We start from the raw sequence: 24,679 nt of genomic DNA on the forward strand, positions 1-24,679 counted from the left end.
ACTATATATTATCATTATCCCGACAACTTTCTTTTTAATAAATTTAAAATCTTAAAAAAAATAAAATTAGCGAAGGAGTTTTTAAGAATAAAGTAATATGACAACATAACTTAACAATGGGAATGCAATTGATTTTGTGTTCCCATTTTTTATCTAAAATATCAAGTCATCAAACAAATGTTAATTTTATTTAAAATTAATTTCTGTATCGAAAAAAAAAATTAAATTTACAATAAGTGAAAGTTTAAAATTTAAATGCCGGAAAAATCAACAAAAATCCTTTTGGCATTAATTTTACTGCTTAAAAAAAACATAAATTAATTTAATACTATGAGAAAAACAATTAAAATCGCTGCTCTTGCCTTAATGGTTTCAATGACGGCTGTTTCTTGTAAAAAGAAAGTCTCTGATGCAGAATTGACATCACAGGCAACTACCGTGATCACTTCTTACCCTGGAACTTCTGTGGAAGTGAAAGAAGGAAAAGCACACCTTAGCGGGGTTTTTGCAACCGAAGCTGACAAACAAGCCGCTATCGCAGCACTTAAAAAAGTGGAAGGCGTGAAAGATGTTCACGATATGGCTACTGTAGCACCCGTGGCTGCTCCCGTAGAAGTGAATATGGTAGACGCTGCTGTTCTAGCGAAAGTAAACACAGCTCTGAAAGATATCCAAGGTGTGAAAGCTGAAGATGTTGCCGGAACTTTGACATTGACAGGAACTACAACTGCTGCTAACGCAAGAAAAGTAAAAGAGTCTGTAGATGCTTTGAAAATTGGTAAATACGATAACAAAATAACAGTTAAATAATTATGAGCTTACAAGATAAATACGCAAGTGTAGTTTCTGCAGCTCAGTCTGCTGGACTTTCTGACCTTTCTGTTCAAGAGCAGGATGGCGTTTTGTACATCACAGGAAAAGCGGCTAACAGCGCTTCGAAAGATTCTGTTTGGAACGCTTTGGGCGCTATCGATTCTTCTTATACTGCGACCGACATCAATATCGATGTTCAGGTTTCTGGATTGGCAGCTGGTGCTTCTTTGACGGTTGCAACAGATGATTCTAATCTTAATATCCGTCAGGAACCATCTACGGATGCGGCGGTTGTTGGAAAAGCAGTAAAAGGGGAAACAGTGACGTTAGTAGAGCAATCTTCTGACGACTGGTGGAAAATCAAAACAGCTGATGGCGAAGAAGGTTATGCTTATGCAAGATATTTGAAAGCTTAATTTCAAAACGATTTAAAATCATATTAAAACCTCTGAATTTCAGGGGTTTTTTCTATTTTTAACAATTGGCATTTAACATTGGTCTTATTTCCAATCTAACTTCTAACCATTAAAAACTATTGATGAGAAAACTCCTTTTTCTTTTGATTCTGATTTGCCTGAGACTAAGTGCCCAAACTTACAACGTGAGCGGAAAAGTGACCGACAATAATAATTCGCCATTGGAAAACGCAACGGTTTCATTAATCAAACAAAAAGATTCTTCCATCATCAATTTTACCGGAACTAATAAAAACGGGAATTTCAGCTTTAAAGTTCCAACCCAAAACGAGCCTTCGTTTCTACAAATTACAGGCGATAAACTCAAAACCTATTCTAAAAAGTTTGAGGTCATTAATAAGGATGAAGAACTTGGAAGTATCAAATTAACAAAAGATTTGATAACGAGTATCGAAGAAGTTCAAATTACCGTTTCGCCTGTCAAAATCAAAAAAGATACAGTTGAATATACAGCGTCCTATTTGAAAGTGAAACCTGATGCGAAAATTGATGAATTACTGAAGGAAATTCCTGGCGTAGAAACGGATGAAGACGGAAAAATCACAATTAATGGAAAACCTGTCAATAAAATTCTCATCAACGGGAAACCGTTTTTCAACAAAGACGGAACGATTGCTCTGCAGACTTTTCCCGCAGACATCATCAAGAAAATCCAATTCACAACTTCGAAAACCAAGGAAGAAGAATTCACAGGAAGAACGTCGAAATCCGACAGTATGACGGTCAACTTCAATATCGATGAAAAGAATAACAAAGGAAATCTCAACAATCTGAGTCTCGGTTACGGAAGCAACAAACGTTATGAAGGCAATCTTTTTATGACAAGATTCCAGAAAGACCGCAACATTGCATTGATAGCCGCTTCCAATAACATCAACACCACCGGATTTTCCGTCGATCGCTTTTTTGACAGCGGCACCAAAAGTAAAAATTCTGCCGTGAATGGTCGCGCCGCCAACAGCGGAATTCTACGAACTTCGATGATTGGAATTAATTATGCGGATAAAATCGGTGATAAATTAGATCTGGAAAAACTCAGTCTGCAATATAATGACAGCAACTTGGAAACCTATTCCAAAACGTCGAGGACGACTTTTCTACCAGATTATAAATTGGATAAGAACTCGGAGCGGAATGGAAATTCGGACACGCGGAAATTCAATGCGAGTACGGATGCCAATATTAAAATCGATTCTCTGACAGACGTCACGATTTCTGCCAATTTTGCGAACACTTCTGTTGATAATGTGAGTGACAGCAATACTTTTACACTTCGGGACGACGAGAACCTGAACAGTAGTAAAATTTCTGTGAGAGGCAATTCTGAGAACAACAACTTCAGTCCGACGATTGGTTTGACGAGGCGGTTCAAAAATGAAAGACGGTCACTTTCGGCTTCCATCAATAATACGTTTGCGCAAAGTGTGAACCGGAATTACAACCTTCAGGAAACCTTGTTTTTCCAAACGCCTGAAGATAATGATTACCGAAATCAGTTTTCTCAAACCAAAAATTCCAGAAATAGTTTCGGAGCTGACTTCAAATATTTTGAGCCGATCTCAGATTCGGCGACGGTTTCTTTGGAAATGAATTTTGACCATCAGAATTTGAGCAATGAAAGAATCGTGAATGATTTTGACACTAATTCAAATGAATATTCAATTTATAATTCATTGTTATCGAATACATTAAATCAAAATAATGATTTTCTGAATACAGAAATCAATTACAACCTCAACAAAGAAAAACTGACGTTCCGCGCTGGCGCGAACCTTAATTATTCCAAACTTGACGTCAATTCCATTTACAATCAGGAAAATACGCCGCTTAAAAAGAATTTTGTTTTGCCCGAATATAGTTTGATGTTCCAGTACAAATTCACAAGAAGCAAGAGCCTGAGAATTACGAACAACGCCAATTACACGATTCCGGCGGCAATGGAACTGAATCCTTTTATTGATATTTCAAATCCGCTAATCACAGTTCAGGGAAATAAAGATTTGAAAAGTACTTGGCAAAACTCGACGAACATTAACTATAATTCTAATGATGTGGCAAGAGGAATCAACTTTTTTGCCTCGATGAATTTCCGTTATATCAATAATGACATTGTGGATTTTTCTTACTTTGATGAGTCCGGGAAACAGTTCAGCACTTACGCCAACATCAGCGGAAACAAGCGTGCGAACTTCAACACGTCGTTTTCCAAAAGTTACAAATGGAACGGAAACCGTTTGAGAATTGCGCCAACTTTCTCCACAAGTTACAGCTACAGAAAAGGTTTTGTAGATGCCACGCAATTCACGAATGAGATTTATACGCTTTATCCAAGACTGAATGTGACGCTCAATTGGAAAGACATTATGGATGTCCGCTCGTCCTTCGGAATCAATTATTCTTACTCGCATTACACCAATTACAGTCTGGATAAAACGAAAATTGCCAACCAAACGGTCAATATCGGAACGACCAATTATTTCCTGAAAAAGGACCTTTTTTGGGAAAATGATTTCCGATACGCGAACAATTCCAACATTTCTGCAGGTTTCAACCGAGCGTCTTATTTCTGGAATTCAAGTTTGACTTATCAATTTTATAAAAAACAGATGATGTTGAAATTCAAAGTTTATGATTTGCTGAATCAGCGTCAAAATATCACAAGAACGATTGGAGATAATTATGTAGAGGATAAAGAAGAACTGATTTTGCGACGTTACTTTATGCTGACTTTGATTTTTAAATTCAATAAAATCGGTGGCGGCAAATCTTAAAAATCAATTTATTTTCCCCAACCCTAAAGAGAGTAAATTGATTTTTCGCTCCCTTTAGGGCTGGGGAAAACGAAAAATTAATTGACGTTTATAACTTAATACAAAACCTCTTTTGTCAAAATACTTTCAATATTATCCGGGTAATTGACCTCGATCAAATTCTCAGCATTGATCCAATTCCTGATTTTGGTCGAATCCAATTTGGTCGAATTGGCAACGCCCATTTTTTCCAGCGCAAAAGCATTACATTCCTGTTCGTATTGATTTTCGATGGGGATCACGAATAATTTTTTGTCCATAAACATCGCTTCAGCAGGTGTTTCGAAGCCGGCGTTGCAAAGGATTCCTTCACAAGATTCGAATAGTTCCAGATATTTCTTCTCATCAATCGGGAAAATCTCGACATTGTTGAACTTCTGATGTTGCTTGGCATATTTAGAAAAAACCTTCCATTGGACATCAATTCTCGTCAGGAAATTAGTGATCACTTCATCCGAAAAACTAGGAAGATAAACGAGATAATGCCCCTGATTTGTCGGATTCAGATTTCTGATTTTTTGTCTGATGACCGGCTTTTTGATATGCGAATTATAATTCTCGAAATGAAAACCGATCTTCTTTTTACACGGCACATAATGATTTAGGATCAAACTTCCCAGCCAATCCTTTTTCTCAGGTTTCGGCGTTTCTTTAAAGGTCAAAGAAGCTTGATGACTGAGTTCCACAATTGGTAGGTTTTTTAATTTTGCAGCCCAACCCGTCAATGGTTCAAAATCATTGATAATCAAATCATAAGCAGACAAATCTAAATCCTTGATAACTTTCGCCGCCTTGCAGAAATTATTTTCCATAAAAGTCTTTTTATAGGATAATCCGCCTGTTTTATTATAAAGTAAGGAAACACCTTTGAAACGGAAATCGATATCAAAATCCGATTTCAACTGCGTCTGATGGCCGCTTATCAAAGTATCTACCAATGCGTGTTTTTTGAGAATCGGAATGATTTCCTGAGCTCTGGCGAGATGTCCGTTTCCTGTGCCTTGGAAGGCGTATAATATTTTCATTATTTGTGTTTTTATATTATTTGAGTCACGATTTTCATTAGTTCCTCATTATTCATTTCTTTTAATTCCTCAGGTTCATCATCAGTTAAAGTGTGCTTTTCATCTTCATAAACAAACAATTTCCATTCGCCATTTTGATATTCCAAAGCAGAGAGATTTTCCACCCAATCGCCGGAATTCAAGTAAGTACATTTTCCCTTTTTACCAATTACTTCACGAATTTGAGGCTGATGAATGTGTCCGCAAATCACGTAATCGAAGTTATTTTCTATTGCCAATTCGGAAGCCGTCAGTTCAAAATCACCGATATATTTCACCGCTTTTTTGACATTATTCTTAATCTTCTTTGAGAATGAATATTTCTCCCTTCCGATTTTCTCAAGAAACCAATTCACGAGATTGTTAAATGCAATTAGCAAATCATAACCTTGTCCGCCCAATTTCGCAATCCATTTGGAATGCTGAACAGACGCATCGAAAACATCGCCGTGAAAAATCCACGCTTTCTTGTCTCCGAGTTTCAAAACATGTTTGTTGCACAACTTCAGTTTTCCCAATTCAAAATCGGTAAAGTTCCGGAATGCCTCGTCGTGATTGCCTGTGATGTAGAAAACCTCCGATTCTTTGGTCGCAAATGATATTAATTTCTTTACTACTTTGAGATGCGATTTCGGGAAATAAGATTTCTTGAATTGCCAAATATCAATGATGTCGCCATTTAGAATCAAAGTTTTCGGACGGATGGAATTGAGATAACGCAATAATTCTTTCGCCTTGCAACCGTAAGTTCCAAGATGCACATCAGAAATAATGACAATTTCAACATCTCTTTTCATATTTGGATTAAGGGCGATTTCATTCACAATCAGATTTATACAAAGAACGATTTCTAATTTGAACTGTGCGTGAATGCTATTTTATATTTGATGATGCGAAACCCGATGAATTTGCTGATTGTCTTAATATTAATTTAAAAAATAAGTGGTTATTCTCTCAAAAATATTAGTTTTGTTCAGTTACAATTTACATTGGACATAAAAACTGTTTTGAGTTTCAATCGCTGTGAATTTTATCGCAAAGATTTTGATTGCTGAAAATAGTTCTAGGAAGCAGAGGTTTTGCTAAAGCAAATTGATGAAGCGAGCGCTTAGACAACGAATTCATTCGTTTCTTTGCTCTCTAAATATTGAGCCGCAAAAAAGAAACCCTTGCGTTAAAAAAATTAAAAGTTATAATAAAAGTTATGAAAGGTCAGAATAAACTGTTTATCGCAATTATCGTCGCATTGATTTTGGGCGTTATTTTAGGAGGAATCGTCCACACCAGTTATCCGGAATCAAATGCAGAATTTGCAAAGAACATCAAGTTGCTGGGAACGGTTTTTATCCGCCTGATTCAGATGATCATTGCGCCGTTGGTTTTCTCAACCTTGGTTGTAGGAATTGCAAAGATGGGTGACATCAAAATGGTGGGACGCGTTGGAACAAAGGCGATGCTTTGGTTTATCTCGGCTTCTCTGGTTTCATTGTCGATTGGTTTGGTTTTGGTCAATTGGCTGGAACCTGGTCACGTGACACAACTTCCGATTCAGGATGTCTCGTCCGCTTCTGACATTGTAAAAAACAGCAAAGGATTTTCTGCGGAAGACTTTGTGACGCACATCATTCCGAAAAGTTTATTCGAAGCTTTTGCTACTAATGAAGTTCTTCAAATCGTGGTTTTCTCCGTGATGTTCGGGATTGCGCTTTCTGCAATGGGCGAAGATTATGTAAAACCAGTTATTAAAGGCTTAGACATTATCGCTCACGCCATTTTGAAAATGGTAGGATACATTATGTGGGTTGCGCCGTTGGGTGTTTTCGGAGCGATTTCTGCGGTCGTTGCCACGAATGGTTTTGAGATTTTCAAAGTCTATGCAATTTACCTGAGAGATTTCTTTTTCGCACTCGGCATTCTTTGGCTGGTGCTTTTATTAGTTGGTTATATGATTCTCGGCAACCGACTTTTCGAATTGTTGAGAAGAATCAAAGAACCTTTGTTGATTGCATTTTCTACCACAAGTTCCGAAGCCGTTTTCCCGAAATTGGTAGAAGAACTGGAAAGATTTGGTTGCAACAGCAGGATTGTTTCTTTCATTTTGCCTTTGGGCTATTCCTTCAATCTGGACGGAAGTATGATGTATATGACCTTCGCCTCGATTTTCATCGCACAGATTTACGGCATCGATATGCCACTGGGACAACAAATCATAATGCTTTTGGTCTTAATGTTAACAAGTAAAGGAATCGCTGGCGTTCCCAGAGCGAGTCTGGTAATCATCGTCGCTGCGTGTGGAATGTTTGATATTCCGGTGGAAGGCATTGCTTTGATTTTACCAATCGACCATTTCTGCGATATGGGAAGAAGTATGACAAATGTGTTGGGTAATGCTTTGGCAACGTCTGCTGTGAGTAAGTGGGAGGGACAGTTGGAGAGTTAGTCTAAAAGTTTGTCTTATGGATATTGACATTAAGATAAGAACTCTTCGAGTAAAATTAAGAAAAAATTCTAAAGAAATTATAAAAGATGTTTTAGAAAGACATCTGCCTAGAATTACTTCAACCGCAAAATCAAAACAAGAACTTTGTGCTTTTTGTGCAAACAAAAATAATCTTACAAAAGAACACGTATTACCAAAATGGACATTTGAAAACTGTACTGAAAAATTCTTTGTCACGGGAATAAATGGGAGCGAACATACATATAATAAAACAACGATTCCTGTTTGTGCAGAATGTAATAATAATTTATTAGGGAGTTTTGAAAGCTATATAATATCTGTCTTAAGTAAGACTGATTTATCAAAATATTTTTTTACTGATGACGAATTACAAAATATAATCCGTTGGTTAGAGATTACTGAATATAAATTTCAACTTTTGGAAATTCGCAGGAAGTATATAAAATCAAAATCAGCAGCTTACATAGAATATTTAAGAGATGTTCCTATTTCAATTATGCGACAAGATATTGATTACTCGCCAAGTAAAGCAATAGGTCAAATTAGAATCGCTCAGAGAAGAGTAACAGAAAAATCTAAAGTTAACAATAAGAATTCTTTAGTAGTATTTAAAACAACAAATAAAAGTTTCCATTTTTTCCATCATTTGAATGATTTTATTTTCTTAGAATTACCTAAGTATAATATCGCATTATTTTATTTTTATTCTCGAAAATTTGAAAACGTGGAAGTTGCGAAAGACGAAGCAATGAAAATTATAAACAAATTTTATAATTAATAAAATAATCCCTTTGTTTGGATTCTTTCAGAATGACAAAATTGTGTTTAAACGATGTAATAAATCCAAGCTCACAATTGTCCTTATGTCGTAAACCGATAACTAATGAAACAAGCCTTCTTAATCCTATTCTTTTTAAATCTTTCATTTTTAGGATTTTGTCAAAAAACAGAGCAAACAAAATCCATCGACAATTACCTGCAAGACGTGATGAAAACTTATGAGATTCCAGGTTTGGCGGTTGGTGTTGTAAAGAACGATAAAATAATTTTTCAAAAATATTACGGCAGAGAAAACTTGGAATCTGATAAAAAAGTGGATTCCAATTCGCTTTTCAGGGTTTATTCTACCACGAAACTGATTACCAATGTTGCTGTTTTCCAACTGATTGAAAAGGGACAACTTTCGCTTGACGATAAAATCTCGAAGTATTTTGACAATCTTCCAAAAGAATGGCAAGATGTGAAAATTAAGAATCTTCTGTCGCATTCATCTGGCATTCCGGATTTTGAACGAAATAATTTACCCACAAATCTTTCCAATGCTGACGTTTTTGAACGACTATCCAAAGAAAAAATTGAATTCGAGACGGGAAATCAGTACAGTTATAATCAGACCAATTATCTGCTTTTGGCGATGACTATCGAAAAAATTACAGGACAAAAGTTTGAAGATCATGTTTTGAAAAATCAATTTTCTGATGCTAAGAATAAAATCATATTCAATTCTGATTCTTTTGAAGAAATCCCGAATCGCATTCAGTTTTACAGATATAATGATTCTCTGAAACAGTATAAAAAATCCACGCATGTTGGAGGTTTGAGAGCTCACCCTGCGAATGGACTGGCAATTTCCCTTCCCGATTTTCTGCAATGGAGCATCCATTTGGATAAAAATCAATTCCTGAAAGACGAGACGAAAAAGCTGATGTGGAAACCGTTTGATTACACCAATAAACAAAATGTTTTTGCACACGGCTGGGAAATTACCAAAACTGGAAATATAATGTCTTATGGGTTTTCCGGCGGAAATGTAAGCGCTTACAGCATTTTCCCGGAGAATGATTTGTCTATCATTTTTATGTCTAACGGTTACAAATACAATTCTTTTCCTCCTTTATATATTATAGTCAACCATATTGCAGGGTTGGTAGATAAACAATTGGCCAATCCGTATTGGTCAAGAGAAGAATCGGTAGCTTCTGAAATTATCAATAAGCCTGATGTCAAAAAAGAGATTTATGGTTATCGGATTGAGAATGATAAAGTGATTTTCACTTACAAAGTCCCAAAAGATTTAAACTCTGAAGCTATTGATAAAATGTCTGTTGCAGGTTCATTCAATGATTGGAATCCTGGGAATACAGCTTATCTAATGGTTTTAAAAGACAAAAATACGTTTGAATTGGTTCTGCCTAAATCTCAATTTGAGAAAGGCAAGACTTACGAGTTTCGATTTGTGATGAACAAAAATGGCTGGTTCACGACGCCTTACAGCGCACTCAACACCAATGGAAAACCTGATGATAATAATTTGACTTTGAAGGTTGATTAATCATATCTTAATTTTGAAAACACTTCGACTCCGCTTAGTGTGACATCGCTAATACTAATGCAGTAATTCAACAGTGTCAGTCTGAGCGGAGTCGAAGACTTGTATCTATTAAAAACATCCCTTATTGCATTTAGATTGACTTCGTCGAACCACTTTGTTAGGTTTCCTACGGAATGACAAAATTGTATTTTATTGACAAAATCTTGATTTGAAGTGGAAATTCCTAGCCCTGATGGTAGTGGAAATCCCACAGCAAGCGATGGGAAAGCGAAGGCGCGAGGAATTGCAACGGACAGCAGGTTCCCGGCTCCTAAAATGAGTTGGAGTGTGGAAGCTTTTGAGAGTTGGTGAGTTTTTACGTTACGCTTACATCTCGAACACTAATACGCTCCAACCCTCCGACCCAACATGCCTGTCAAAAATCATCAGCATAGACAAAATCACAAATCGTATTGATACTAAATTAATTTTAAAATCCGTAAATTTGCAGGATCAAGAATCAAAATTTTTATGCCGACGAAATCAAAAGTTCAGGAATTCCTGAAAGAAATAGAAGTGGAAGACCTGGTAAGTAATTTTCAGGTGATGGGAGACGATATCTATATTGATATGACGTCCCATTCTCCGGCAATGCACGAGAAAAAGAAACTGGAAGTGGCTATGAAGCAGGCATTTGCTTCGGAATTTGGAGAGCAGATCAATCTTAAATTGAAGATTACTTCTCCGGAATTACCTGCAACGCCAGTAACAAACGAAATCAAAGGAAAGCAAATCGCTGGAATTCAAAATATAATCGCAATCGCTTCCGGAAAAGGTGGCGTTGGGAAATCTACGGTCGCGGCGAACCTTGCGGTGACGTTGGCAAAAATGGGTTTCAAAGTTGGATTGCTGGATGCGGATATCTACGGACCGTCTGTACCGACAATGCTTGATACAGAAGGTCAAAAACCAATTTCTGTGGAAGTGAATGGCAGAAACCTAATGAAACCAATCGAGAATTACGGTGTGAAAATGCTGTCAATTGGTTATTTCTCAGGTGCAAACCAAGCGGTTGTCTGGAGAGGACCAATGGCTTCGAAAGCGTTGAATCAGATGATTCGTGATGCAGATTGGGGCGAATTGGATTTCTTGTTGATTGACCTTCCTCCGGGAACTGGTGACATTCATTTGTCTATCATTCAGGAAGTTCCAGTGACTGGAGCGGTGATTGTGAGTACGCCTCAACACGTTGCTTTAGCAGATGTGAGAAAGGGAATCGCAATGTTCAATATGGAAAGTATCAACATTCCGGTTTTGGGATTGATAGAAAATATGGCTTATTTCACACCGGAAGAGTTACCTGAGAATAAATATTATATCTTTGGCAAACAAGGTGCTCAGTTTATGGCAGAGGATCTGGGAATTCCGGTTTTGGGAGAGATCCCATTGATTCAGAGTATCAGAGAAGCTGGTGACGTTGGAAGACCAGCGGCGCTTCAGGAAAACTCTAAGATTTCTGAGATTTACATCAAGACTGCTCAGAATATGGTAGAAAGTCTTGTTGAAAGAAACAAAAATCTACCTGCAACCGAAGCCGTTAAAATTACAACGATGGCTGGTTGTTCTCCGAAAAAGTAGTTCGGAGTCATTAAAAGGAAAATATATAAAATGGATAATAATACAAATCAAATTCAGGAAGAACTGGTAACCAAAGTGATGGATGCTTTGGAAAGTATCCGTCCGTTTTTGCAGAAAGACGGTGGCGATATCGAATTGGTTGATGTTCAGGAGAAGAAAGTGTTCGTAAAACTTTTGGGAAGCTGCTCTAGTTGCGGCATCAGTAGTTCTACGATGAAGCTGGGTGTAGAAAGCACCATCAAGCAACACGCTCCGGAGATTGAAGAAGTCATCAGCGTTTAAAAAATAAAAATCCCGATTCAAAACTGAATCGGGATTTTTTTTATTCTACTATTTCAGCATCCTGAATTTCATGATTGCCTTTTCTAAGTTGACTTTCCCAAAGCAGGAATTTATCCACTTCTTTCATCAACATTGGAATAGCCAAAGCTAATATTGCCAAATCATCCAAAGCACCTACAACAGGCACAAAATCCGGGATGATATCAATTGGCGAGATGACATAGATTAAAGCCAAAGCTGGAATTAATACATCCGTGAATTTCATTTTATATTCGCCTCGGTACCATAGTTTGAACATTCGAACAACAGAAGGAATCTTTTGGAGGAATCCTTTGTGTTTGATGGCTTCTTGAGCCAGTTTTAATTTTGAATATTTCATTTTTGTGTTTGTTTTTTATTTTTCGACTAATCAAATTTCGCAAATTCTATTCCAATCAAATCATAGAAAATCGTAATGTTTTGTTAATTAATCACTAAGTCAATCGGTCAGTCAGTTTTGCAAATTGTTTCTCTGCACTTTTTCCTTCGTAAAGGATATCATAAACCGCATTGATAATCGGTAATTTCAACTTCTTCTCCTCACAAATCGAGTAAATCCCTTTCGTAGCGTAATAACCTTCTGCGACCATACTCATCGATTGGATGGCAGATTTTACCGTATAGCCTTTTCCAATTAAGTTTCCAAGATTTCTATTTCTTGAGAATAAGGAATAGGCTGTTACAATCAAATCGCCTAAATAAGCGCTGTCATTCACATCTCTTTTCTCGGGATAAATGGATTCCAGAAAAATTTCCATTTCTCGAATAGCATTGGAAACATAAACCGCAATGAAGTTGTCTCCATAACCCAAACCGCTTGCAATCCCCGCTCCTATTGCGTAGATGTTTTTCAGAATTGCAGAATATTCGTTTCCGAGTATATCGCAGCTTGTATTGACCTTAATATAATATGACGACAAAATGCTCTGTAAAACCTCCGCATCTTCTTTGGAAGCAACAGCAACCGTCAAATAAGACAATCTTTCCATTGCAACCTCTTCTGCGTGACAAGGACCAGCAATCACCGCTTGATTTTTGAATCCGATTTTGAATTGGTCTTTCAAATAATGTGCAACGATATCATTGTGTTTCGGAACTATCCCTTTGATGGCTGAACAAAACAACTTGTCCTGATATTCGCAGGTCAGTTTCTCCATGGATTCCGCCAAATAGATGGAAGGAACCGCCAAAATGATCACATCAGAATTGGACACTAGTTCGTTGATATCAGTTGTTATCTGGAGTTTTTTCAGATTGAAAGAAACGGTAGTTAAATAAGTGGGGTTGTGCCCACGCTGTTCTATGGCGCCTTTCACGAATTCGTTTCGGACGCACCAGTTCACGGTTTTACAGTTTTCTGCAAGCATTTTTACAATGGCTGTTGCAAAACTTCCGCTTCCCAAAACGCCTACACGTACATTTTTAGATGATTTAGTCGATTTCTTAGTCATTCTTTATCTGCATTTTCAATTATAAATATCTATTACTTTCCAAGATTACAAATCTAATGTAATTTGTGAATTTACCTAAATCTAAATTCCATTTTACAATATTTTAAGAATAATTAACTTTTATTAATCTAATTTACATTCATAATACCGATTAACATTGATAAAAATAAAATTTTATTACTTTTGCAGTCCATTTTAAAAATGAATTAATGGTCCAATTTCTGAAATCAAAAAAGAAAAAAAACATAGTTCTTATTCTATTATTGATTGCTTGCTTTGTTCAGGCTTTGATCATCGCCAAATTATACAATAGTGCGGATGATAAAGTTTACCAGGTCAACCTTGTGAAAATCAATAATGAGAAGGACAGCGTCGACCACCTCCAACTGAAAACCGATCTGGCAGTTGTCGATCAAAGCATCAGAAGCATCGATGGATTCTTGAAATCGAAAAACGTATCTGACCTTAGAATCGAAAAACTAGCGCAAGACAGTCTTCAGAACGAGGTTTATCTTGCAAAAGTCAGCAACCGCTACAGCCAATACCTGATCGACCTGGAACAAAAATTACAGCAGGTTCCTTTGGGAATTCCGACCGATGGTTACATTTCCTCTAATTTTGGAATCAGAAAAAATCCAATTCCACCGAAAGTTGATCTTTCAAAAACAGAACATCCATCACACATTGCTGAGGAAAAAGACAGCTTAGGAAATGTCATCAAAAGACAGGCAATCGTAAAAGAAGACAAAAACGCATCCAGCAATGCACCAGCTGAGAAAGACCAAATGCAGTTCCACAAAGGTCTGGACGTTGCCGTAGCTTACGGAAGTCCTGTAAAAGGCGCTGCATCTGGAAAAGTGATTTTCGCTGGCGTAAAAGGTGGTTATGGCAATTGTGTCATCATAGAACACGGGAATGGTTTGGCGACACTTTATGGCCATCTATCCGAGATTTTGGTTGAAGCGAATGACCGAGTGAAAGTAGGCCAAATCATCGCAAAATCTGGTAATACTGGACGATCCACGGGACCTCATCTTCATTATGAAGTTCATAAAAATAATCAACCGATCAATCCAAGGTTATTTTTGAATTTTTAAAATCATCTAACAATGAACTTTTTGAATTTGGAATATTTGAAAAATGGGTCTGAGATTCAGAAAAGGATATTTCAGGTTTTAGAAAATAGTCAGATCTTTCAAAAACTTAAATCTTACAAACCGATTCTTGCGGGGACTTTTCCTATTGGAATCAATATTGATGGAAGTGACCTTGATATTATTCTGGAAACTCGTGATCTTGAAACTTTAAAGAAATTATTGATCAGTGAATTTCAGGATCAAAAGCAATTCAGCATCAATTTGATTGAAATCAATGAAGTAGAATCTCTGATCTGCAAATTCCAACTGGGAGAATTTCCTGTGGAGCTATTTGCCCAAAACCAACCGACCCTTCTTCAAAATGCTTATCTACACATGATAAAGGAGTTTGAAATTCTTGAAAATGAGGGTGATGAATTTCGAAAAAAAATCATTGAACTTAAAAAACTCGGTTTGAAAACCGAACCTGCATTCGCCAAATTGTTAGGATTAAGCGGAAATCCTTACGTTGAACTTTTAAAGTATCAGTCATAAAAAAAGCGACCCAAATCTGGATCGCTTTTTTATTTATCATTGAGAATTAATTATTTCTTCAATTCTTCAAGAAACTCGTCGTGAGAGATCACAGTTTCTTTCTTTTTAGATTTTTCCAAGATCACATCTTTCAATTTTGCCATAGCAACTTCAGAAGAGATCTGTCTTACTTGGTTTTCGTCTTTCAACATTTCTGCTGCATATTTCTGAACTTCATCGTCACCCAAGTGGTGGATTCCGTAGATTGCTAGTTGGTTTCTTACCAATTGCTCAGCTTGTCCAAGAACTTCTGCATAGTCTAATTGGATATCATTATCGTTCATCAATTTCCCTTCTAGGATCTGACCTTTGATAATGTTTTTCTCGTTTTCAAGGATCTCTTTTGCTTGCTCTTCAGAAGTGATGTTCTGGTTTGAGAACAACAACCATTTGATTAAGAAAGCTTCAGGTAATTTGATCTCTTCTTTCTCATTTACTTGTTGAAGGATCTTGTTTACGAAATGAACATCAGCATTTTGTTGGAAATATTCGTCCAATTCAGTTTTCACTCTAGCTTTCAATTCTTCTTCAGTTGTGATCACGTCTTTACCGTAAACTTTGTCGAACAATTCCTGGTCAAGTTCTGCCAATTTCAATCCGTAGATATCTTTTACAGTCACTTCAACCTCGTTGTGGTGAAGGTGTTCTGCATCTTCTTTGGAGAATCCTAATTGAGTTGCCAATTCTTCTTTAGCTTGTAGGTCTTCTTTAGAAACTTTTACAGATTCGTCTTTTTTCAATTTTTTCACCAAATCGTAAGCTTCTTTCTGATCTTTAGAAATAGTTACGTTTTTTGGAGCGTGGTTGTGCTCACCTTCTGCACCTTCTTCTACAACTTGAGAGATTTCCAAAGCTACATAAGATTCTTTACCAATTTTTTCTTCTGGCAATCTTTCTGCGAAACGCTTTTGCATATTCTCAACACTTGTAGAGATCTCTTTGTCAGAAGCTTCTACTTTGTAATGAGGCGCTTCATATTTAGCAAGATCAACAGTGAATTCTGGCTCATATCCAACTTCAAAAGCTACAGAAAGAGATTCTGCATTGTGATTGAAATCGTTTACTGGCTGAGGAACTGGCTGACCTACCAATCTAAGTTTGTTCTCGTTTACATAACCGTTCAACGCTTCAGAAACCTGTTTGTTGATCTCTTCGAAAGCGATGCCAGCTTCATATTGTTTTTTAACCATACTCAATGGCACTTTCCCTTTTCTGAATCCAGGAACCTGCGCATTCTTTGCATAGTTTAGTAGTTGCTTTTCAACTTTTTCTTTATAATCAGATTTTTCCAATGTTACCGTAAGCAATGCACTTACATCGTCATGGTTTGTAGCTGTAACGTTCATTAATTGAAATTTTTAGGTTGCAAAAGTAGTCAAATTCTAAGGAACTTCAAAATTAAATGCACGCCTGGTTTTTATAAAAAATCATAAAGTTTCATTAAAAAAATAAAGATGCCTTAAAAAAGACATCTTTATTTTCAATATAAATATGAAATATGGGATTAATGTGCATCAACTGTGATATCAACATCGGTCTCGCCACCTGTAGTTTGACCTAACTGGTTAGCAGCTGAAGGATAATTTTGGTTAACAGTTGCAGGACCGTGGATCAATTTGATATTCATTTTTCCAGTTTCCTGAGCAGAATTAACAGTCCATTCTGTTCTAAGACCCAGTTTTTGCCCGTCTGTTCTTACGATATCATTTGCTGCTCTTAACACAACAATGTCCGCATTGGCAGGACCAAATGTGATGAAGTGGTGATCTTTCTCCTCCTCGATCTCATCAGAAGAATGGTAATGGTCGTCGTGCTTGATCTGGAAATCTAATACAGCCGAGTAAGTATCACCTGCGTGCAAATGCAAATGTCCGTCTGCAACTCCAGAAATCACGTTTACAATTTGAACATCAGACGCATCTGCTTTATTCGTAAGCGTTAAAACTACTTTTCCTATTTCGTCGTGCTCGTGAACATCTTCTGGAACAGCGTCGTCGTCATTTCTACAAGAGAAGATGAAAAGTGAAACTAATAGGACTAATGTAATATTGATGAATTTTTTCATTTTGATTTAAATTTTAAGTTGTTGTTATTAAAAATTGTATTTCAGAGTCACCACGAAATTTCTTCCTGGCTCGAACATATAATATCTGAGTCTGTTCAGATATTCCTTGTACTCTGTGTTAAATAGGTTGTTGATCCTGAAATTAAAATTCAGGTTTTTGAATAGGTCTGCTCCAATGGAAGCATTAAATAAAGTATATGCCGCCGGCGTAGAACTGAAGTCAACGGTTTCATTATACTCTACGCCGTCTTTAATAAATGTCACTGGAAGATTTCTTATCGGGAAACGATTTTGTTTGAATGTATTTTCATTCTCAAGACTGACGTAGAAATTTTTAGGTTTGCTGAGATTGATCTCGATTGAATTTCGAAGTTTTCCCGGCATCATTAAGATCAACGGCTCATCATTCGAAAGGTCGTCACCTCTCAAAATACTGAAACCTGATTTCCATTTTAGATTATCCAAAATATTAAGCTCTGCATCTGCATCCAAACCATAAATTCTAGCTTTGATTTGTTGATACGACCAAACCGGAAAAACGCCTCTGTTCGTATTCAAAACACTTGTCGGGATCTGGTTGACGAAATTGTCAGACATCATCACGTAAGGATTTGCCTCGATGTGAAGACCTCTCAACACATCGAAATGACCTGCCAAGGAAAGATTCACATTATAAACCGTTTCTTTTTTGATGTTAAGATTTCCTTCTTCCATCACAGCGGCTGAGTGGTGCAATCCGTCTGAAAAAAGTTCCGCCGCATTCGGCGTTCTGTCCGCTCTGGAAAGGTTTAACTTCAATTCAAAATTCTGAATAGGCTTATAATCCAACCCGAAATTTGCTGAGAAATTATGATAATCCAAAATTGGTCTTGTTAAAATTCTGCTTCCTGATTCACTCACAAAAAACTCAGGGAAAATGTCTGCATAATTGTCATTCCATTTATCGGCATCATAATATTTGTAAGCGTCATATCGGCTGAAGTCATACCTAACCGCAGCTTCTGCATTCAGTTTTGAATTGAATCGATATTTAAAAACAGAAAACGCGCCTGCGTCATATCGATAATAATCCGGAATCAAACGTCTCGCTTTTGTAGCCGGATCTGGGAAATTATCCTGAAAACTTCCGGAAATTCCACTTTCCAAACTCCAGTCCGAACGTTCTATCAAATGAACCAAACTCGCCGAATGGGTGATCAACCTTAGATCCATCGATGGAACATTGCTCAACTCACCTCGTCTGATGTCGTATTCTTTTCTGCGGTTCAATTGGAAGCTGTATTGAAAAGTCAGTTTTCCAAATTCTGCAAAACGTCTGTACGCCGAAAGCTTAGCAATATGATGCGCCACTTCCTGTTTCGGGTTGTCTATATTGTGCGTGAACTGATCCAGATAATAAGACTGTCCGAAATTAACCGCGTTATAAAAATCTTCCGGACTTGCTAAATGTGCGCCTTTATAAATACCAAATTCCTGATTGGTTCCACTGTAAGAGACATCAAAACCTTGCAAAAAACTATGTTTCCCAAAAGAGAAATTGAAGGAATTGAATTCCATTCCCGTGTTCTGCAGCGTGTGATGAGGAACATATTGGTCACCTGTTTTTCGGTAACTTCCGCCGGCTTTCACAAACCATTGGTTTTCCCAAACTTTAGCGACGTTTGCACCAAGCTCGCCTCCTCTACCATTGGAAATACCGGAAAGTCTTACACTTCCCATCACCGTATCTTTCTTTGGTAAAATAGCTGGCTCTAAGACGACAACGCCGCCGACACCTTCGTTTCCATACTTCAACGCGGAAGCACCTTTCACAACATCGATGTGTTCAAAATCATTGACATCTACATTTGGTGCGTGTTCTACGCCCCATTCCTGCTCGGCCATTTTCACACCATTATTCAGGACAGAAACTCGGCTTCCATACAATCCGTGAATGACTGGTTTCGAAATGTTATTTCCTGTCTTCAAAGCTGTAACGCCAGAAATTTTAGATAAGAGATTTCCCAGGTTTTCTGTGGAATTTCTTTCGATTTCGGTTTTATCCAGCGTTTTCATGATCACAGAACCTTTTGTCTTGTGACTTCCGTGGAGGTTTACGGTTTCGATTTCGCCAATATGATGTTCCAATGTGATTGCCAAATGCAAATCCTTATCAATTTTTACATTTTCAGTATAATCATCGCAAGCGGGATGTTTGGCAATGAGCTGATAAGTTCCTGCAGGAATTTTGTTGAATGAAAACTTGCCCTTTTTATCGGTCTTAGTCGAGAATTCTCCAATTTTGACCACTGAATTTTCCAGCATGGTCTTGTCGTGAAAATCTTGGACGGTTCCTTCAACAGCGTAAGTTTTCTGTGCGTTTGTCATTGCAAATCCACAAAAGATAAGCAGTAAACTATATATCAATTTCATTATAAATAGATAGATTTTGTACTTTTAAGACATTGATATTCAATCAAAATAATTGAATATTAAAATTCTAAAAAGTACGTTTCGTTAAAAAAATTGGATTTTACAATGTAGAATTACATTGATAGGTTTTGAACATTAAAACTAATAAGCGTCATCAAAATGGAATCAATCATCCATTAAGAATCATTTAAATCTTAAAAAATTCAAAGTTAAAATCCGAAAAGAATCTAAAAATTATGAAATGGCGGGTGGACCGCGAAGTTGAAAAGTGAATTTGGTCGCTGACCATATTTTTTCCTGTACAGAAAAAGTTTGTTGTGTCTCGTGTGTGTGGTTTTCAAAATGGAAAGAAAACTGCTCCGGAACCAAAGAATTACCCGTTGCTAAGAAATGACAAGCCAAACAATCGCCGGATTGACCTTTTGAAATGTCGGATGAAAACGTTTTTTCCGTCTTTTTGAAACCCGAATCCCTGAAAAAAGATTCGCCTTCGTGGCTGTGTAACTGAGAAGAAAACAAAGCAACAAAAAGATACATCCCGGCAAAAAATACCGAAATAAAATTCTTGAAAGATTGACTTCTCCTGTTCAACATAGCCACAAAGGTAGAACTTTTTAGTATTTTATATATGATGTTAAATCAAAATTATTTCTCTTCTTCGAAATACAAACGGTAATATTTTCCTTTGTCGTCTTGTCCGGTTTCCAATTTGTCTCGGTCGCCGTGGATGTAGATATGGAAATTTTTATCGAGCTTGATGATGGATTTGAAATGGCGTTGTTGTTTCTTAACAGCTTGATTGTTAATGGGAAAATCTTCCGAAATCGCAATCTGCATATCACTCTCATAATCAGATTTGAAGTTCGAAAAACTTTCTATGACACTATCATCAACCAAGACTTCTTTTACAAAATCATCGTATTTGAATTCTTCTTTTTCTTTGAAGAAATTGATAGACTTATTCAAAAAATCTGCTTGGTCTGCTTTAGAAACCTCAAATTCCTCAGGCAATTTTTGGGTAATGAAATCTTTATAAACTGACAAGGTTTCCTGCGTGTGGAAATACTCGTTGTCGCGTTGTTTCACTTTCAAAAAATCCTCAAACCAATAATAGATGTCGCCATTTTTGTTGTTGTCGATCACAGACAAAACGTAGCCACTTTCTTTCTCGCTGTTGTAGATCAAAGTCGCTTTATCGATTTTTGACAAGCTGATCCCGAAGTCTCTTTCGATTTCAAAAGATTCGTCCTGAGGATTGATTTTCAGGAAACCTTCTCTTTTTTCGGTTTTGAAAATCCCGATAGAATCCGTCTTCTCACTTTTCCCATCTGCAGACTCAAAAACTTCGCCTTCAAAATAAACCACGAACAATTCGCCCGCCTGAACTCTCGGATTTTCCGCTGCTTCGTAAAGATGCTTGGCAATGTTTTCAGATTCCCATTGGAACTTTGCTTTGTCTTCAAAAATCTCGGAAATAGAACTGTAAACCGGATTGTTGACCAAATAAGAATCGCTGTAAAACTGAAACTGCTCCTCAGATTTGAAAGCATTGATGAAGTAATTCCCCAGCAATTCTGTCATGTCCTCATCCAGCTGAAGCTCCTGCTGAGAAAGCGTTAAAGATTCCCCATTGATTTTATTCCCGACTCTGTGAACTGTGATTTTTGAAAACATTTTTTATCTTTTGAGTTTGCAAAGATAGGTTTTGAATTATTTTATTTAGAAAAAAAATTAAGGTAAAACAGAAATAATTATCTTCGTTTCAAAAAGCTTTGAAACTATGAATTTACATCTCTCAAAAAATTGCACACTCTTTTTCCTATTAATGACATTCATTTTTACAAACGCCCAAACCATCGAAGAAGAAGTTGCCAAAAAATCATGCGAGTGCATCCAGATGAAAGTTTCAACTAATGGGCAAATTTCGAAAGCAGAAACTCAAAAATGTGTAACGAAAAGTGGTGATGAAGTTTTGAAATCCAAAGACCTGCAAGAAGTGAAAAGGCTCACTAAAAATATGGAAGAAGTAGTCAAGCGGCTGAAAATCATCTATAAAATGGTAGAAAAATGTTTGCCTAACTCTCAATAAAAAAACCTCAAGTTTTCACTTGAGGTTTTTTACTATATCAGAAAGGGTTATTATTTTTTGATCAGTTTCACACCTTCTGCTGAATTGTTGATCTTAACAATGTAAACACCAACTGACAGATCAGAAACATTTACTTTGTTATCAGAAGCAATATTAGAAATAGATTTTACTAATGCGCCTGCAACATTATAGATTTTAACCTCTGAGATAGATCTTGCAGATTGTAGCACTACGAAATCTTTAGCCGGGTTAGGATATACAGATAATTTTTTATCAGAAGAAACATCATTCACAGCCAGTTGATTATCTACACAAGTCACTTGTGTAGGAACACTGCTATTAGTTGCAGTTCCATCACTATTACCTAACTGCCAGTAGCTATCAGCTCCCCAAGTAAATAAAGCAGTATCAGTCTTTATTCCTCCAGAAGAATTCTCTCCAGATCTTACAGGGATATTTTTCCAAGTGTTTTCTGTTCCCACTTTGGTAGGAGTACTCACACTTGTCGTAGTTCCAATTCCTAATATTCCATATCCATTGTAGCCCCAAGTCCATAGAGAGCCATCAGTTTTAAGGGCAGAAGAAGACTCGTTTGTAGCTCCAATTGCAGCCCAAGTTGTACCAGGAATTTGTTGTGGAGTAAAATATTGAGTTGTATTACCTAGCCCCAAATTTCCATAAAGACTTCTTCCCCATGACCATAATTCTCCGTTAGTTTTCAATCCAAGTGTATGATGTAAACCTCCAGCAATTGCTTTCCAGTTTGTGTCTGTACCTACTTGTGTAAAAGTATCAGTTTGAGAACCAACAGAAGCTGGAGTTCCTAAACCATTTTGCCCTTCAGCATTGGCTCCGGCTGACCATCATGTACCATCTGTTTTAATTGCAAATGAATTGTAATAAGTAGCAGTAACAGACGCCCAGTTTGTTGCTTTTGTAGCTTCTTGCTGGAATGTGTTGTACGAAAACGTGCTGGTTCCTACACCAAGACCACTGTAGTCATTATAACCAGCACCCCAAAGAGTCCCATCTGTTTTAACTATCAGAGTGTGGTAGTACCCTGCAGAAAATGCTTTAACATTTTGCTGGATCAATGTTGGTGCAGAAAGATCTGTATTATGTCCTAGTCCCTGTTCTCCATAATAATTAGCTCCCCAACCATAAAGGTCTCCATTGCCTTTTATAGCCAAAGCAAAATTACGCCCTGTAGATATATCTGTCCAATTGGCATCTGTACCAATTTGCGTAGGATGTTTAATTTCTGTGGCTGCAGCAGATCCATTACCAAGCAATCCATAAGTATTTTGTCCCCAGATCCAAATAGTACCATCTTCTTTGAGAGCAATACTGTAGTTCTCTCCTTGTGACACTTTTTTCCATCCTGTAGTGCTACATTGTGCACTAACAAAAATTTGTGCAGCTAATAATAATAATCCACCAGTCAACACTGTTTTTGTCTGGCCTTTTAGAGTTGATAAAAATTGACTCATAATTGTTTATTTTTTTGATTTCTTGTACAATATTACAATCATCAATGCTTGCAAAACAATCATTCAACTGAATAAATTCGGAAATCATTCAACTTTAAACACGCCTACAATAAACTAAAAACCAAACAATTAAAACACATTAACAAATAAAAATATTACAATTTCATTTTACCCTTAAGCAGAACATCTGATAGACTTTGCGTTCTGGTTTTAATTAATATTTAACGCAGCAGAAGCAAATAATTTATATTGAGTTTACCAATATCAGCGATCATTTATTTAAGAAACTTTTTTTATCTTTCAATTAAAATAATCGTATATCTTTTAAATATTTATATTTCTGACTAATAATTCAAATAAAAAAATCCCAAACCTAAGTTCGGGATTTTTTATTTATTTTTTTGCTGGATTATTATTAGCTGCCCTCGCATCAACGACTGTATTTTGTCCAGAAGCGATGAGCCATTTCCCTTTCTTCTTCACAAACACCAAGGTCAGGATATCATCACTCGCAGGCATTTTGTTGTTTCCGTGGTCGATGCCGTCTGGTGGGAAGAATTCGCCCACACTGGAAATCAAAGTTGCAACTGCGACATCTTTTGTCAAAAATCTGGTTTTCAAACTTTTCTGAGTAAACGGAACACCTTTGAAGAACGCTCCGAAATTCCCTTGATGTGCGGCCTTCACTTCTGCCCTGCCTTTCCACCACATACCTACGATATTCACCCATTCCACATCATCCGTCATATAGGAATCCATATTTTGGAACTCGTGCGTGTTCCAGTCGGAAACCATTTGAGCAACTTGTGACTGAATTTGTTTTTCATCGGTTTGAGAAAAACCAAAAACACTTGTCATTAATAATATAAAACTGAATATTACTTGGAAATTTTTCATCTTTAATTTTATTTCTTGATTACTAAAACAAAGCTAATCAATTTATTATTAAATAATTAAATAAAAAATCCCCAAGCTTTCGCCTGAGGATCTCTATTTATCAATTGACTCGCTGAGTGTTATTTTACTTCTTCGAAAATAACGAATACTATAAATCAATTAGTTATAACTTCAAGATACAAATAAGATACAAAATCAATGTAACTATTATATAATTTTCATTATGTCATCTTGCTTGAAAGAATATTAACAATTTGCTACGTATGTTGAGTTATCAATTATTCCTCCTCTCCTTTGCTTTTAATCATTTGTATAAAGGTCAATTTACGAAATTTATTTGAAGGATTTTCTGTCACATTAATAATTCTCAAATCTGAGAATCCTAACAATTCCATTCAAAATTGATTTTCGAATTGACTCAAAGGTTTGCTAACTACTATCAAATAAAAAAAGATACTTTCTCAAACAATCAAAATTTTCTTTTTCTGCCTGCTTTTACGAGAATATTCTGGAAATAATTTTCTCAAATGCTATCTTTCAGAACCTTCTTCCTTGTCTGTTGTCCACGCAATTATATGAAAGCCTCTTTCAACGTTTTTGGAATCTATTTCTAGACCGTAATGCTTTACTAAGTTTATAAACTTTTCTTTAATCTTACCAGCTTCCGACTCATCTTTATATACTAAAAGATGAGGAGCTATAACATCACGG

At 36.6% G+C, this 24,679-nt stretch carries 24 protein-coding genes; 12 read left to right on the forward strand and 12 right to left on the reverse strand.

Features of this window, described 5'->3' with window-relative positions:
• The first annotated feature begins 330 nt into the window (after window positions 1–330).
• From AXA65_RS16775 to AXA65_RS16785, 3 genes are all read left to right on the forward strand, one after another.
• Window positions 331–810 carry a BON domain-containing protein gene (locus AXA65_RS16775; RefSeq protein WP_063971199.1) on the forward strand — a complete coding sequence of 160 codons (480 nt, stop codon included), beginning with the start codon at window positions 331–333 and terminating at the stop codon, window positions 808–810.
• 2 nt (window positions 811–812) lie between these two features.
• Window positions 813–1,229: an SH3 domain-containing protein gene (locus tag AXA65_RS16780; protein WP_063971200.1), complete on the forward strand. Its 417-nt coding sequence runs from the start codon at window positions 813–815 to the stop codon at window positions 1,227–1,229.
• A 122-nt stretch (window positions 1,230–1,351) separates the two neighbouring features.
• Window positions 1,352–4,060, forward strand: coding sequence for a TonB-dependent receptor (locus tag AXA65_RS16785; RefSeq protein ID WP_063971201.1), 2,709 nt, complete (start codon window positions 1,352–1,354; stop codon window positions 4,058–4,060).
• 95 nt (window positions 4,061–4,155) lie between these two features.
• Here AXA65_RS16785 and AXA65_RS16790 read toward each other — a convergent pair whose 3' ends face one another.
• Complete coding sequence (locus AXA65_RS16790) at window positions 4,156–5,124, reverse strand: glycosyltransferase family protein (protein ID WP_063971202.1); 969 nt, start codon at window positions 5,122–5,124, stop codon at window positions 4,156–4,158.
• A gap of 11 nt (window positions 5,125–5,135) precedes the next feature.
• Window positions 5,136–5,960 carry a UDP-2,3-diacylglucosamine diphosphatase gene (locus tag AXA65_RS16795; protein WP_063971248.1) on the reverse strand — a complete coding sequence of 275 codons (825 nt, stop codon included), beginning with the start codon at window positions 5,958–5,960 and terminating at the stop codon, window positions 5,136–5,138.
• Between the two features lie 407 nt (window positions 5,961–6,367).
• Here AXA65_RS16795 and AXA65_RS16800 point away from each other — a divergent pair, with 407 nt between their 5' ends.
• The 6 genes from AXA65_RS16800 to AXA65_RS16820 all read left to right on the forward strand — a co-directional run bounded on the left by AXA65_RS16800 (window position 6,368) and on the right by AXA65_RS16820 (window position 11,855).
• Complete coding sequence (locus AXA65_RS16800; RefSeq protein ID WP_063971249.1) at window positions 6,368–7,603, forward strand: dicarboxylate/amino acid:cation symporter; 1,236 nt, start codon at window positions 6,368–6,370, stop codon at window positions 7,601–7,603.
• 16 nt (window positions 7,604–7,619) lie between these two features.
• Window positions 7,620–8,402 carry a hypothetical protein gene (locus AXA65_RS16805; RefSeq protein ID WP_063971203.1) on the forward strand — a complete coding sequence of 261 codons (783 nt, stop codon included), beginning with the start codon at window positions 7,620–7,622 and terminating at the stop codon, window positions 8,400–8,402.
• A gap of 105 nt (window positions 8,403–8,507) precedes the next feature.
• Window positions 8,508–9,956 carry a serine hydrolase gene (locus tag AXA65_RS16810; protein ID WP_063971204.1) on the forward strand — a complete coding sequence of 483 codons (1,449 nt, stop codon included), beginning with the start codon at window positions 8,508–8,510 and terminating at the stop codon, window positions 9,954–9,956.
• Window positions 9,957–10,169: 213 nt separating this feature from the next.
• Entirely contained in the window at window positions 10,170–10,307 is a 138-nt protein-coding gene (locus tag AXA65_RS19960; protein ID WP_165596617.1) for a hypothetical protein, read from the forward strand.
• A gap of 159 nt (window positions 10,308–10,466) precedes the next feature.
• Window positions 10,467–11,573: an Mrp/NBP35 family ATP-binding protein gene (locus AXA65_RS16815; RefSeq protein ID WP_063971205.1), complete on the forward strand. Its 1,107-nt coding sequence runs from the start codon at window positions 10,467–10,469 to the stop codon at window positions 11,571–11,573.
• Window positions 11,574–11,603: 30 nt separating this feature from the next.
• Entirely contained in the window at window positions 11,604–11,855 is a 252-nt protein-coding gene (locus tag AXA65_RS16820; protein ID WP_034969612.1) for a NifU family protein, read from the forward strand.
• Between the two features lie 40 nt (window positions 11,856–11,895).
• Here the strand turns inward: AXA65_RS16820 and AXA65_RS16825 are convergent, their stop codons facing one another.
• Together AXA65_RS16825 and AXA65_RS16830 are read right to left on the reverse strand one after the other, a co-directional pair.
• Window positions 11,896–12,234, reverse strand: coding sequence for a YkvA family protein (locus AXA65_RS16825; RefSeq protein WP_063971206.1), 339 nt, complete (start codon window positions 12,232–12,234; stop codon window positions 11,896–11,898).
• 94 nt (window positions 12,235–12,328) lie between these two features.
• Window positions 12,329–13,345: an NAD(P)H-dependent glycerol-3-phosphate dehydrogenase gene (locus AXA65_RS16830; protein WP_063971207.1), complete on the reverse strand. Its 1,017-nt coding sequence runs from the start codon at window positions 13,343–13,345 to the stop codon at window positions 12,329–12,331.
• Between the two features lie 209 nt (window positions 13,346–13,554).
• Here AXA65_RS16830 and AXA65_RS16835 point away from each other — a divergent pair, with 209 nt between their 5' ends.
• Both AXA65_RS16835 and AXA65_RS16840 read left to right on the forward strand, forming a co-directional pair.
• On the forward strand, window positions 13,555–14,442 hold the full coding sequence (locus AXA65_RS16835; RefSeq protein WP_086048242.1) for a M23 family metallopeptidase: 888 nt from the start codon (window positions 13,555–13,557) through the stop codon (window positions 14,440–14,442).
• Between the two features lie 12 nt (window positions 14,443–14,454).
• On the forward strand, window positions 14,455–14,976 hold the full coding sequence (locus AXA65_RS16840; protein WP_063971208.1) for a DUF4269 domain-containing protein: 522 nt from the start codon (window positions 14,455–14,457) through the stop codon (window positions 14,974–14,976).
• Window positions 14,977–15,026: 50 nt separating this feature from the next.
• On the opposite strand, the gene AXA65_RS16845 is transcribed toward AXA65_RS16840, so the two are convergent.
• From AXA65_RS16845 to AXA65_RS16865, 5 genes are all read right to left on the reverse strand, one after another.
• Window positions 15,027–16,361 (reverse strand): trigger factor, encoded by a 1,335-nt coding sequence (locus AXA65_RS16845; protein ID WP_063971209.1) that lies wholly within the window; start codon window positions 16,359–16,361, stop codon window positions 15,027–15,029.
• Window positions 16,362–16,519: 158 nt separating this feature from the next.
• Entirely contained in the window at window positions 16,520–17,080 is a 561-nt protein-coding gene (locus AXA65_RS16850; RefSeq protein ID WP_063971210.1) for a hypothetical protein, read from the reverse strand.
• Between the two features lie 27 nt (window positions 17,081–17,107).
• A complete protein-coding gene (locus tag AXA65_RS16855) occupies window positions 17,108–19,492 on the reverse strand; it encodes a TonB-dependent receptor (protein ID WP_063971211.1) in 2,385 nt (794 codons plus the stop codon).
• 234 nt (window positions 19,493–19,726) lie between these two features.
• The gene (locus AXA65_RS16860) at window positions 19,727–20,086 is read right to left on the reverse strand and encodes a hypothetical protein (RefSeq protein WP_063971212.1); all 360 of its coding nucleotides are present in this window, start codon (window positions 20,084–20,086) and stop codon (window positions 19,727–19,729) included.
• Between the two features lie 51 nt (window positions 20,087–20,137).
• Complete coding sequence (locus AXA65_RS16865; protein ID WP_063971213.1) at window positions 20,138–21,166, reverse strand: nucleoid-associated protein; 1,029 nt, start codon at window positions 21,164–21,166, stop codon at window positions 20,138–20,140.
• Window positions 21,167–21,272: 106 nt separating this feature from the next.
• On the opposite strand from AXA65_RS16865, the gene AXA65_RS16870 reads away from it, so the two are divergent.
• Window positions 21,273–21,581 carry a hypothetical protein gene (locus AXA65_RS16870; protein WP_131797842.1) on the forward strand — a complete coding sequence of 103 codons (309 nt, stop codon included), beginning with the start codon at window positions 21,273–21,275 and terminating at the stop codon, window positions 21,579–21,581.
• Window positions 21,582–21,631: 50 nt separating this feature from the next.
• Here AXA65_RS16870 and AXA65_RS16875 read toward each other — a convergent pair whose 3' ends face one another.
• From AXA65_RS16875 to AXA65_RS16885, 3 genes are all read right to left on the reverse strand, one after another.
• A complete protein-coding gene (locus AXA65_RS16875; RefSeq protein WP_228391698.1) occupies window positions 21,632–22,333 on the reverse strand; it encodes a T9SS type A sorting domain-containing protein in 702 nt (233 codons plus the stop codon).
• Between the two features lie 111 nt (window positions 22,334–22,444).
• On the reverse strand, window positions 22,445–23,071 hold the full coding sequence (locus tag AXA65_RS16880; protein ID WP_063971216.1) for an RCC1 domain-containing protein: 627 nt from the start codon (window positions 23,069–23,071) through the stop codon (window positions 22,445–22,447).
• Window positions 23,072–23,464: 393 nt separating this feature from the next.
• A complete protein-coding gene (locus AXA65_RS16885; RefSeq protein ID WP_063971217.1) occupies window positions 23,465–23,968 on the reverse strand; it encodes an SgcJ/EcaC family oxidoreductase in 504 nt (167 codons plus the stop codon).
• Between the last annotated feature and the right edge of the window lie 711 nt (window positions 23,969–24,679).

The sequence above is a fragment of the Chryseobacterium sp. FP211-J200 genome (assembly GCF_001643375.1).
Taxonomy (GTDB): Bacteria; Bacteroidota; Bacteroidia; order Flavobacteriales; family Weeksellaceae; genus Epilithonimonas; species Epilithonimonas ginsengisoli.